Source organism: Rahnella inusitata (genome assembly GCF_965118895.1).
In the GTDB taxonomy this organism is placed as follows: Bacteria; Pseudomonadota; Gammaproteobacteria; order Enterobacterales; family Enterobacteriaceae; genus Rahnella; species Rahnella inusitata_A.
Window position 1 is genome coordinate 151,728 of sequence record NZ_CBCPJJ010000023.1, and the last position, 12,278, is coordinate 164,005.

The following is a 12,278-nucleotide window of genomic DNA, read 5'->3' on the forward strand; positions in this document are numbered from 1 at the left end:
AACAAAGTTTCTTGAATGCTTTAAACATCGAATAATTCACTGGAGTTATGAATAACACTAATTGCTAAAGAATTGGGGTTTCATAACATTGATATTATTAATTACCATCGTTACTATGTCATCTGTAACTAATGAGGCTTCTCATATGGACAGTTCGTTCGCGCCAATTGAAAACATGTTAAATTTCCGGGCTAAAAAGCAGAAAGATTTTCCTTATCAGGAAATTCTGCTGACCCGTCTTTGTATGCACATGCAAAGTAAGCTGCTGGAAAACCGCAACAAAATGCTGAAAGCACAAGGGATCAACGAAACGCTGTTTATGGCGTTGCTCACGCTCGATGCGCAGGAAAGCCACAGCATTCAGCCTTCCGAACTGAGTGCCGCGTTGGGTTCTTCCCGTACCAACGCCACCCGCATTGCGGATGAGCTTGAAAAGCGTGGATGGATTGAACGCCGTGAAAGTGACAACGACCGTCGATGCCTGCATTTGCATCTGACCGCCGACGGTGAAGCTTTTATTCAAAAGTTACTGCCACCTCAACATAAGAGCCTGCATTTTCTCTGGTCGACGTTAGACGCTGATGAACAGAAGCAGTTAGAAACCCTGACGCGCAAACTGTTAACTCGCCTTGATCAGATGGATGCGACAGCACTACAACAAATCTAAATTTCTGTCAGGTAAACCACACATGTCACTCCAAGCTCGCTGGAGGCTTACACCGCTGTTTGCCGTTTTGATATTGGCCGGCTGTGCCTCCAGTAATAATATCGCTCCGCAGTCGTCGCTGCTGGATACGCAACAGCTTCACCTGCAACAGGCGAAAGTCAGCTCTCTGACCATCGGCCCACAGTGGTGGCGCAGTCTCAATGACCCGCAGCTTGACGCCCTGATGACCGCAACGTTGCAAAACTCGCCGTCGTTGCGTCAGGCCGCCGCGCGCGTGCGCGAAGCCCAGAGCGTGATGGGTGAAGCAGATGCTGCTAATGGCCCGTATCTGGATCTGAACGGTTCGACACGACGTGAACGTGTGGCGAAAAATACTATCCCGCCGTTCCTGACCAGTTATCCCGAAGCGCCGATTTATGACAGCAGCAACAGCCTCGGGCTGAATCTGAGCTATGAGTTTGACTGGTGGGGAAAATACCGCAATCAGGTGAATGCCGCGAAAGCGCAGGTGGATTCCGCCCGCGCTGAACAGGCCGAAGCCGCTCTGACGCTGACCAGTTCGGTCGCGTCAGCCTATTACCAGTTGCAGGCAAATCTGGCCTTACAGGACGTCCTGCAACATCAGGTGGATAACAACCAGCGTCTGGCGGATCTGCGTAAAGCGCAGTACAAAGCAGGCGTATACGGTATAGAGATCCCGCAACAGACGCAGGCTCAGGCCGACAGCGCGAAACAGCAAATCATTACGCTGAAATCGCAGACCGAACAGCTGCGCCATCAGTTATCTGCGCTGGCCGGACGTGGCCCGGACGCGATGAACGGGCTGCACGCGGTTGCACTGCCGCCGCCTGAGGCGCTGGCACCGAAAGGTGAACTGACCCTCGATTTACTGGGTAAACGCCCGGACATCGCCGCACAGCGCGATCTGGTGGAATCCTATTCCCAGCGCGTCAGCGCCGCGAAAAAAGAGTTCTACCCAAGTCTTTCCATCAGTGCCTTTGGCGGTCTGACCACCACCAACTACGGCGGCACCAGCCCGAATCTTCTGGAAGCCGCCAGTAAAGCCTGGAACATCACGCCCGCGATTTCGCTGCCGATTTTCCACGCCGGTGCGCTGCGCTCCAAACTGGGCGAAGAGTCCGCGTTATATGACCAGTCCGTTGAGTCGTATAACCAGACCATCCTGAACGCCATCCAGCAAACTGCGGATGCCATCACCATCGCCAAAAGCAGCGTCGAACAATTGCAGCAGGCTTCTTCTGCTGCGACGTCGCTTTCCGAGGTGTATCGCGTTTCGGATGCAAGATACAACGCTGGCATCATCGGACGGGATGAGCTGTTAACCAGCCAGTCAGCACTGCTGCAACAGCAGCAGGCGCAGCTTAATGCCAGCAGTCAGGTGATGCAGGCAAAAATTAGTCTCATCCGTGCGCTCGGGGGTGGCTATCAGGCCCCGGCGGCGGACCAAAAATCATAATAATTACACAGACTCAGCGTGGAGAAGACCATGAGCGCAAATGCCGAAACTCAGGCAGCAACGCCGCAAGCTCCGAGAAATAAGAAGAAAACGCGCAAAACCGCGATGCTCTTGTTAACCGGAATTTTCATTATTATCGCTATTGCCTACCTGTTTTACTGGCTGCTGGTATTGCGTCATTTTGAGTCAACGGACGACTCGTACGTAGCAGGTAACCAGGTACAGATCATGGCGCAGGTCTCGGGCAGCGTGACCGACGTCAATTTCGACAGCACCGACTTTGTGAAAAAAGGCGACGTACTGGTCACGATTGATCCGACGGATGCCGAACAGGCGTTCGAACGTTCTAAAACCGCACTGGCCAACAGCGTGCGTCAGACGCATCAGTTGATCATCAACGGGAAGCAGTATCAGGCGAATATCGCTCTGCGTCAGACTCAGTTGCAACAGGCGCAGACTGACCTGAAACGCCGCGTCGTGCTGGGCAATGTCGATGCGATTGGCCGTGAAGAATTGCAACACGCCCGTGATGCCGTTGACACCGCCAAAGCGCAATACGATGTTGCGGTTCAGCAATACAACGCCAATCAGGCTATGGTGCTTAACACGCCGGTGGATCAGCAACCTCAGGTTCTTCAGGCCGCGGCTCAGGTGCGCGATGCCTGGCTGGCCTTGCAACGAACCAAAGTACGCAGCCCGATCGACGGGTTTGTTTCCCGCCGTGCGGTACAGATTGGTCAGCAGATCAACTCTTCCACCGCGCTGATGGCCGTCGTTCCTGCGAATCACATCTGGGTAGATGCCAACTTTAAAGAAACGCAGCTGGCCAATATGCGCATCGGCCAGGCTGCGACCGTGGTCAGTGATATGTACGGTGACGACGTGAAATATCACGGCAAAGTCGTGGGGATGGACATGGGCACCGGCGGCGCGTTCTCGCTGCTACCGGCGCAGAATGCCACCGGTAACTGGATCAAAGTGGTTCAGCGCTTACCGGTGCGTATCGAGCTTAACGATCAGGAAGTGAAAGAACATCCGCTGCGTATCGGTTTATCCGCATTGGTCACGGTCGATACACAAAACCGCGACGGTTTAGTGCTGGCCGAGAAAGTGCGTACCGAACCGCTGTACCAGACCACCGCGCTGACGCTGGATCTCGCGCCGGTGAACGCCATCATTGCTGACGTTATTCATGCAAATGCAGGCTAAAACCTCCGGAGGCCTCTGTGGCAAATAAACCGCTGGTAGGCGCACCGCTGGCCTGGATGACGGTGGCTTTGTCGATGGCCACGTTCATGCAGGTGCTGGACTCGACGATCGCCAACGTGGCGATCCCGACCATTGCCGGGAATCTGGGTGCCTCGAACTCACAGGGCACCTGGGTGATCACCTCGTTCGGGGTGGCGAACGCCATCTCAATCCCGATCACCGGCTGGCTGGCAAAACGCATCGGCGAAGTCAAACTGTTCCTGTGGTCTACGGTGCTGTTTGCCATTGCATCGTGGCTGTGCGGCATGTCCAACAGTCTGGAAATGCTGATCTTCTTCCGTGTGGTGCAGGGCGTGGTGGCAGGTCCACTGATCCCGCTATCCCAAAGTCTGTTACTGAATAACTATCCGCCGGCCAAGCGAAGTACCGCCCTGGCGCTCTGGTCGATGACGGTGATCGTCGCTCCGATTTGCGGGCCGATCCTCGGCGGATACATCAGTGATAACTACCACTGGGGCTGGATCTTCTTCATCAACGTGCCGATCGGTGCCGCCGTGGTCTTCCTGACGCTAAAAACGCTGAAAGGACGCGAAACGGCTACGCAGATCCGCCCGATCGACAGCGTCGGTCTGGTATTGCTGGTGCTGGGGATTGGCGCGTTGCAGGTGATGCTCGACCGCGGTAAAGAGCTGGACTGGTTTAACTCGACGGAAATTATCGTGCTGGCGGTCGTGGCGGTGGTCGCGCTCTGCTTCCTGGTCGTATGGGAGCTGACCGACGACCATCCGATTGTCGACCTGTCGCTGTTTAAATCGCGAAACTTCACCATTGGCGTGTTGTGTATCAGCCTGGCCTACATGCTTTACTTCGGTGCGATCGTTCTGCTGCCGCAGCTGTTGCAGGAGGTATACGGCTACACCGCGACATGGGCAGGTCTGGCGTCGGCACCGGTGGGGATTTTGCCGGTCATCATGTCGCCGATCATCGGTCGCTTTGCGCACCGGCTGGACATGCGAAAACTGGTGACGTTCAGCTTCATCATGTATGCGGTCTGCTTCTACTGGCGCGCGTACACATTCGAACCGGGAATGGATTTTGGTGCGTCGGCCTGGCCGCAGTTTATTCAGGGCTTCGCAGTTGGCTGCTTCTTCATGCCGCTGACTACCATTATTCTGTCGGGATTACCGCCGGAACGTATGGCGGCCGCATCAAGTTTGTCGAACTTTATCCGAACGCTGGCAGGTTCGATCGGTACATCGATCACCACCACGATGTGGTCAAACCGAGAATCGCTGCATCACGCGCAGCTGTCGGAAAACATCACACCGTTTAATCCGGCGGCAACACAGACCTATCAGCAGCTCGAAAGTATGGGCATGAGTCACCAGCAGGCTTCTGGCTGGATGGCGCGTGAGATCACCAATCAGGGACTAATCATCTCTGCTAACGAGATCTTCTGGCTGTCGGGAGGGGCATTCCTGTTCTTGCTGATCTTAATCTGGTTCGCACGGCCACCGTTTAGCAGCGGTGGGGGCGGCGGCGGCGCTCACTGATTTTCTAAATCGGTATAAGCCAGAAAGCAAAACGGACGCCATGAGCGTCCGTTTTTTTAGCTGCAAATCAGGGGATTATGCCTGATTCTGACGCCACCATTCGGCCAGCAAAATACCGGTCGCGACGGAAACGTTCAGGCTTTCTACTTTACCGGTCCCGCCGATAGACACGCTCAGGTCACCCTGCTGCCATGCGCTGTCGGACAAACCATCACTCTCCTCACCCAACACCAGCACCATTTTGGCAGGCAGCTCGGCTTTACCAAGCGCAGTCCCTTTATGGCTGGAGGTGGTGACGATGGTGTAACCCGCTTTACGGAAGGTCGCCAGCACATCGAGGAAGTTATCCGCGTTGATGGCTTTAACGTGTTCCGCGCCGCCTTCAGCGGTACGCACTGCGGCACCGGATTCCAGCTGGGCCGGATCCTGAACCAGCATCCCGTTGATACCGAAATGCGCACAAGAACGCATGATACCGCCGAGGTTGTGCGGGTTGCCGACGTTTTCCAGCGCCAGCACACAGTCTTTCGCGCGAGCCGTTTGCAGATAAGTTTCTGCATCCAGACCCTGACGCTTTTTAATCAGGAAACACACGCCGCCGTGGTGTTCAGTGCCGGAGGCTTTCACCAGCTCTTCATCTTCAACCACATGATAGGCTTTGCGGTTTGCCGCCATCCAGCGCAGCGCTTCGCGAAAACGCGGAGTCACAGATTGCACGAACCACGCACGAACGATCGCGTCCGGACGGCTGGCAAACAGTGCCTGACAGGCGTTTTCACCGTACACGCGAGTCTCTTCCTGACGCTGACGACGCAATTGCTCAGGATCGATAAAGCTTTTACCGCTGATGCCACCGTGATCGGGCACGGATTCATCCGCGGGCGCACGTGAAACGGTTTTCCACGGCGAAGAATACGGGCCGTCGTCATCACGGGCCGGACGGCGTGGGCGATCGTCACCACCTCGTGTATCTGCACCGCGTGAATCACCACGGGAATCGCTGCTGCGACGCTCATTGCGGCGGGCATCGTCTGGACGGGAACCCTGGCGAGGTTTATCGCCCGGACGTCCTCTGTTATTGGAAGGACGTTTATCGTTATTGCGGTTATCGCCGTCGTCGTCACTACGGACGAACATCACTTTGACTTTGCCGTTCTTGCCACTGAATGAATCGTTCATTTTTCTCTCCACCTACGCGCAGGGCGCGAAGATTACCTGATGTCTGTGAGCTAAGCCACATGCTTTGGACCAAAAGCTTAAAACTATCGTATTCATTGAATAAACCGCGTTGTTAACGGAATGCTGCGCCCTCATACTTACAACATACAAGTAACATATCAGCCAACTTTAGTACCGGACCCATTAAGGTTGATACCGTTCTCACGTTAAGCAATGTAGAGGCTATTTTATGAATACGATTTGTTCATCATGTCAGGCCACCAACCGCCTGCCAGAGGATCGTATCGACGACGGCGCAAAATGTGGCCGCTGCGGTCATTCACTTTTTGAAGGCGATGTGGTTCATGCTACTGCTGCCACGCTGGATAAATACCTGCAGGATGACCTGCCGGTTGTCATCGATTTTTGGGCTCCATGGTGCGGCCCGTGTGTTAACTTCGCGCCAATCTTTGAAGATGTGGCTCAGGAACGCGCCGGTAAAATCCGGTTCATCAAGGTTAATACCGAAGCAGAACCAGAACTGAGTGCGCGGTTCCGGATCCGCAGCATTCCCACCATTATGGTCTTTAATGAAGGCAAAATGGTCGATATGCTGAGCGGCGCGGTGCCTAAAGCCCCGTTCAATGACTGGCTTAATGAATCATTGTAACGCATAAGCCGGTATAAAGCCCTGCCGATGGCCCGCTTCTGTGCGGGCCTTTTTTTGTAAACCTCCCGCCAGCAACAGATTCGCTTGCCAGCCCCACAGGGGTGATTAGAATAGCCGTTTTTCGATTACCGGAATGCTTATGTCAGACAACGCCGTCCTTCGCCTGCGAACAGAACGCCTCGCCAAATCTACCCGCCCTTTTCTCGCGCGCGGTTCACGGGCGATCCGCTGTCAGTCATGCCTGTTACCCGTACGTAACTGTATTTGTGCGACGCGTGAAATCCATCAGGCCGCCAGCCGATTTTGTCTGGTGATGTTTGACACAGAGCCGATGAAACCCAGTAATACCGGGCGCCTGATAGCCGACGTTCTGCCTGACACACTGGCGTTTATGTGGTCGCGCACAGAAACCGATCCTGCACTGATTGAAGCGATTTCGGATCCCTCCCGTCAGGCATACGTGGTTTTCCCGGCCTCATTCGCCGAGCCGCCGCGTCAGGTCTTTACCGAAGTGCCAGCGGGCAGCAAGCCGCCGCTGTTTATTATGCTCGACGGCACCTGGAACGAAGCGCGCAAGATGTTTCGCAAAAGCCCATATCTCGATAATCTGCCGGTATTCTCATTGGATGTGAGCGCCAGCTCCGGCTATATCTTGCGCGAAGCCTCACGTCCGGAGCTGCATTGCACCGTAGAAGTAGCCGCAGCCCTGCTGGAAAAAGCCGGGGATCTGGAGGCTTCTGCGGGGCTGTCACGGCACTTCAATCATTTCCGTACCCAATATCTGGCAGGAAAACCCCATCATCCGGTGCATCAGCTCACAGCAAAGAACGCAGAAAGCCTCTAGAATCAGTTCAGGATGATTGATTGGAGTTCTGATGAGCCAGCGCGGACTAGAAGCCCTGTTACGACCTGAATCTATCGCGGTAGTCGGTGCCAGCAACAAGCCGGGACGTGCCGGATACCTGATGATGCGTAATCTGCTCGATAGCGGATTCAACGGCCCGGTACTACCGGTCACCCCCGCATATCGTGCTGTGTGTGGCGTTCTGACCTGGCGGGATGTCATCAGCCTGCCGATGTCACCAGATTTAGCCATTCTTTGCACGCACGCCGATCGTAATCTTGCGCTGCTGGAGCAGCTCGGCGAGCGCGGCTGTAAAACGGTTATCGTCCTTTCCTCACAGCCACGACAATTCGCTGAACTGAAGGCCTGCGCCCAGCGCTTTTCAATGCGCCTGCTCGGTCCAAACAGTCTGGGCATTCTTGCGCCTTGGCAGCGCCTGAACGCCAGCTTTTCACCGGTGCCGATCCTTCCCGGCAAACTGGCGTTTATTTCTCAGTCCGCCGCCGTCGCCAATACTATTCTCGACTGGGCACAGCAGCGCGCCGTCGGGTTTTCCTATTTCATTTCGCTCGGCGACAGTCTGGATATCGACGTAGATGATCTGCTCGATTTCCTCGCCCGCGACAGTAAAACCAGCGCTATCCTCCTTTATCTCGAACATATCAGCGACGCGCGGCGTTTTCTTTCTGCCTCGCGGAGCGCTTCACGCAATAAACCGATTCTTGTGATCAAAAGCGGGCGGAGCGTAATGGCGCAGAAGCTACTCAACAGCCCGCTGAGCCTTGACGCGGCCTATGATGCCGCCATTCAGCGTGCTGGCTTACTGCGCGTACAGGATACGCACGAACTGTTTTCGGCAGTAGAAACCCTCAGTCACATGCGCCCGCTAAAAGGTGAGCGCTTACTTATCATTAGCAACGGCGCTGCTCCTGCCGCGATGGCGCTGGACCAGTTGCTATCGCGCAATGGGAAACTGGCGGAGCTAGGTGAAGAGACATGCAGGGCACTGAGCGCCGTTCTGCCGAGCACGATTTCAGCCTTGAATCCTTTGGACTTACATGATGACGCCACACCGCAGCTCTATCAGGCGGTCATGACGACGCTACTCGACAGCACAGATTTTGATGCACTGCTGGTGATCCACGCGCCAAGTGCCGCTGCGCATGGAACAGTCACCGCCAGTCATCTTATTGAGGCTGTTCGTAAACATCCGCGCGGTAAATACGTCACGCTGCTGACCAACTGGTGCGGCGAATTCTCTTCGCAGGAAGCACGAAAACTGTTTACCGAGGCGGGAATTCCGACTTACCGCACGCCAGAGGGTACAGTCACAGCGTTTATGCATATGGTGGAATATCGTCGTAATCAGAAACAGCTGAAAGAAACCCCGGCACTGCCTGCGGATCTTGAACAGAACACCGATCAGGCTCACCGGCTTATCGCTCAGACGCTGGCTGAGGGCACAACGCAGTTAGATACGCATGAAGTCCGCGCGATTTTACAGGCCTATGGGATGAACGTATTACCGACGTGGATTGCCAGCGACAGTGCCGAAGCCGTCAATATCGCCAGCCAGGTGGGGTATCCGGTGGCATTGAAATTACGCTCGCCGGATATTCCGCATAATTCCGAAGTTCAGGGCGTGATGCTTTATCTGCGCACCGCCAGCGAAGTCGAACAGGCGGCGAATGCCATTTTCGATCGCGCCCGGCAGGCTTTTCCCCAGGCGAGAATTCAGGGTCTGCTGGTACAAACAATGGCTAACCGCCCGGGCTCGCAGGAGCTGCGGGTAGTAGTAGAGCAGGATCCGGTCTTCGGTCCGCTGATTATGCTGGCTGAGGCCGGTTCTGACTGGCAGCCCGAACGTCAGGCGGTGGTAGCGTTGCCGCCGCTGAATATGACGCTGGCCCGCTATCAGGTGGTTCAGGCGCTGAAAAGCGGCAAAATTCGTGGGCGCAATGCATTACATCCTCTCGATATTTCCGCGCTCAGCCAGCTGCTGGTGAATGTATCGAACCTGATCATTGATTGCCCTGAAATCGAACGGCTTGATATTCATCCGCTGCTGGTCTCAGGAAGCGAGCTTAGTCTGCTGGACGTATCGATGCAGCTATCTGCCCAAACGGCTGATGCGCCATCACGTCTGGCAATCCGGCCTTATCCACGCGAACTGGAAGAGCGCGTTGTCCTTAAAAATGGCTCACAGGCCTTGTTCCGCCCTATCCTCCCCGAGGATGAACCGCTGCTAAAAGCATTTATCCTAAAAGTTACAAAAGAAGACCTCTATTACCGCTACTTCAATGAGATCAATGAATTCACTCATGAAGATTTAGCCAACATGACGCAGATCGATTACGACCGTGAAATGGCCTTCGTAGCCATACATACGGTGAATGATGAAATTGAAATTATTGGAGTGACGCGAGCTGTCTCAGATCCGGACAATATCGATGCTGAATTCTCCGTGCTGGTTCGCTCGGATCTGAAAGGACTGGGGCTTGGGCGCAGACTTCTCGATAAAATGATCAACTATGCTGCAGAGCATGGGCTGCAACGTCTGACGGGAATCACCATGCCGAACAATCAGGGCATGATCACGCTAGCCAGAAAGCTCGGGTTCGACGTCGACATCCAGATTCAGGACGGCATTGTGAACCTGTCGCTTGTGCTTAAAAAGAGCCGAATAACCTCGCAGAAAATCGTGAGCCTCAGCCATGAACAGGCAAAAGATGCGCACATCGGAGAGGACTAATGGTATTATCGACCGATTGTGCGGTTACCACTGTCTGCTTGTGCCGCGAAAGCCATTACATGAAGAGAGAAGAAGCGCACTGTGATGTTGTCTAAATTCAAACGTAATAAACATCAACAACACCTTGCTCAGCTACCCAAACTCCCCCAAACGGTTGATGCTGTAAAAACGCTCTACTGCCCAACAGATTTCCGTAAGACGCTGCTCAGTGCAATTGCCAACGCTACCCAACGGATATATCTGGTCGCTCTCTATTTAGAGAATGATGACGGCGGTCGCGACGTATTGTCGGCACTTTATGCGGCTAAACAGCAACGACCTGAGCTTGAGATTTGCGTGCTGGTAGACTGGCACCGTGCCCAGCGTGGGCGTATTGGCGCCGCTGCGGCTGACACCAATGCTGACTGGTATTGCCGCATGGCGAAGGAGCATCCTGAATGTTCTGTGCCGGTGTACGGTGTTCCTGTTAATACGCGTGAAGCACTGGGTGTCCTGCATCTAAAAGGTTTTGTGATTGACGATCAGGTGATCTACAGCGGCGCAAGCCTCAATGATGTCTATCTGCATCGCCATGAGAAATATCGCTATGACCGCTACCAGTTGCTGAGCAATGCGGCGCTGGCAAACACCATGATCGACTTTATGAAGAAGTCGATCATTACTGCCGCAGCCGTGCAGCGCCTCGATCGTGAAGATCGTCCGAAAAGCATTGAGATCAAAAACGAAACGCGTCAGTTCCGCCAAAGCCTGCGCTCCAGCGGATATCATTTCAAAGACAGCGCCGGAAATGATGAATTGGCGGTGACGCCTATTGTTGGTCTGGGCAAGCAGAACGAGCTGAACCGGACTATTCATCATCTGATGGCCAGTACGGATCAGAAGCTGACGCTGTGTACTCCTTATTTCAATATGCCTGCGATGCTGTCGCGCAATATTATTCATCTGCTGCGCCGCGGGAAGCAGGTAGAGATTATTGTTGGCGATAAGACAGCCAACGATTTCTATATTCCACAGGATCAGCCTTTTAAGATCATCGGTGCTCTGCCCTATCTCTACGAAATTAACCTACGCCGTTTCCTGAGCCGTTTACAGCGTTTTGTCGACAGCGGTCAGTTGATTGTGCGTTTATGGAAAGATGGGGATAACAGTTACCACCTGAAAGGCATGTGGGTCGATGACCGCTGGCAGCTGATCACCGGGAATAACCTAAATCCCCGTGCATGGCGATTGGATCTTGAGAATGCGATTTTAATCCACGATCCCCATAAAGAGATGGCGGAGCAGCGTCAGAAAGAGCTGGATGAAATTCGTCAGTACACGCAAGTTGTCTCTCATTATATGGAACTGGAAAGCATCCCTAATTATCCGGTTAAAGTACGTAAACTTATTCGCCGTTTACGGCGTATACGTATCGACAGATTAATCAGCCGAATTCTGTAATTGGCTATACTGAAAGCCTGATCAACTTGATCGGGCTTTTTTATATCTGGAATAATACAAATGGCTCACTCACCTTCCCCTTCTTATAGACTCCCCTTAATCGCCCTGATATTAATGAGTAATGGCTGCACTCACTTCGCCAACGATCAATGGACCGGTAAAGACAAAGCAGAGCACTTTGTGGGATCGGCCGTGTTAGCCGCGACAGCCACCGCTTATGGGGATAATCAGGGATGGAATGAAGCACGCAGTCGTTCTTTTGGCTTGCTGTTTTCGGTGGGCCTGGGCGCGGCAAAAGAACTTTATGACAGCAGGGAAGGTGGAAGTGGATGGAGCTGGAAAGATTTCAGTTGGGATATTGCCGGGGCCGCAGTGGGGTATAGTGCTTATCAGTTGACGCATTATTGATGATTTTTATTGCAATACTTCCATACTTAGCTGCAAAAAAGGTAAATAGCTGTTTATCTGCGGTCAGTTTCACCAAATTCCAGACAGCAAAAAGCCCTGC

The 12,278-nt window shown here is 53.8% G+C and carries 10 protein-coding genes; 9 read left to right on the top strand and 1 reads right to left on the bottom strand.

The features are described 5' to 3' along the window. Positions 1-145: 145 nt before the first annotated feature. The 4 genes from mprA to emrB are packed head-to-tail and all read left to right on the top strand — an operon-like array spanning position 146 to position 4,906. A complete protein-coding gene (gene mprA, locus ACMHLI_RS19700) occupies positions 146-667 on the top strand; it encodes a transcriptional repressor MprA (protein WP_413530932.1) in 522 nt (173 codons plus the stop codon). A gap of 22 nt (positions 668-689) precedes the next feature. After that, positions 690-2,144 (top strand): efflux transporter outer membrane subunit, encoded by a 1,455-nt coding sequence (locus ACMHLI_RS19705; RefSeq protein WP_413530933.1) that lies wholly within the window; start codon positions 690-692, stop codon positions 2,142-2,144. 30 nt (positions 2,145-2,174) lie between these two features. Then, positions 2,175-3,353, top strand: a complete 1,179-nt coding sequence (emrA, locus tag ACMHLI_RS19710; RefSeq protein WP_413530934.1) for a multidrug efflux MFS transporter periplasmic adaptor subunit EmrA — start codon at positions 2,175-2,177, stop codon at positions 3,351-3,353. Positions 3,354-3,370: 17 nt separating this feature from the next. After that, positions 3,371-4,906, top strand: coding sequence for a multidrug efflux MFS transporter permease subunit EmrB (gene emrB, locus ACMHLI_RS19715; RefSeq protein WP_413530935.1), 1,536 nt, complete (start codon positions 3,371-3,373; stop codon positions 4,904-4,906). Between the two features lie 75 nt (positions 4,907-4,981). On the opposite strand, the gene ACMHLI_RS19720 is transcribed toward emrB, so the two are convergent. Next, positions 4,982-6,085: a tRNA/rRNA methyltransferase gene (locus ACMHLI_RS19720; RefSeq protein ID WP_413530936.1), complete on the bottom strand. Its 1,104-nt coding sequence runs from the start codon at positions 6,083-6,085 to the stop codon at positions 4,982-4,984. A 229-nt stretch (positions 6,086-6,314) separates the two neighbouring features. Here ACMHLI_RS19720 and trxC point away from each other — a divergent pair, with 229 nt between their 5' ends. The 5 genes from trxC (at position 6,315) to ACMHLI_RS19745 (ending at position 12,178) form a co-directional block, all read left to right on the top strand. Then, positions 6,315-6,734, top strand: coding sequence for a thioredoxin TrxC (gene trxC, locus ACMHLI_RS19725; protein ID WP_112165794.1), 420 nt, complete (start codon positions 6,315-6,317; stop codon positions 6,732-6,734). Positions 6,735-6,873: 139 nt separating this feature from the next. After that, on the top strand, positions 6,874-7,578 hold the full coding sequence (locus ACMHLI_RS19730; protein ID WP_413530937.1) for a tRNA-uridine aminocarboxypropyltransferase: 705 nt from the start codon (positions 6,874-6,876) through the stop codon (positions 7,576-7,578). Positions 7,579-7,609: 31 nt separating this feature from the next. Further along, a complete protein-coding gene (locus tag ACMHLI_RS19735) occupies positions 7,610-10,330 on the top strand; it encodes a bifunctional acetate--CoA ligase family protein/GNAT family N-acetyltransferase (protein WP_413530938.1) in 2,721 nt (906 codons plus the stop codon). An 84-nt stretch (positions 10,331-10,414) separates the two neighbouring features. Then, complete coding sequence (pssA, locus tag ACMHLI_RS19740) at positions 10,415-11,770, top strand: CDP-diacylglycerol--serine O-phosphatidyltransferase (RefSeq protein ID WP_413530939.1); 1,356 nt, start codon at positions 10,415-10,417, stop codon at positions 11,768-11,770. A 60-nt stretch (positions 11,771-11,830) separates the two neighbouring features. Then, complete coding sequence (locus ACMHLI_RS19745) at positions 11,831-12,178, top strand: YfiM family lipoprotein (protein ID WP_413530940.1); 348 nt, start codon at positions 11,831-11,833, stop codon at positions 12,176-12,178. Positions 12,179-12,278 lie beyond the last annotated feature (100 nt).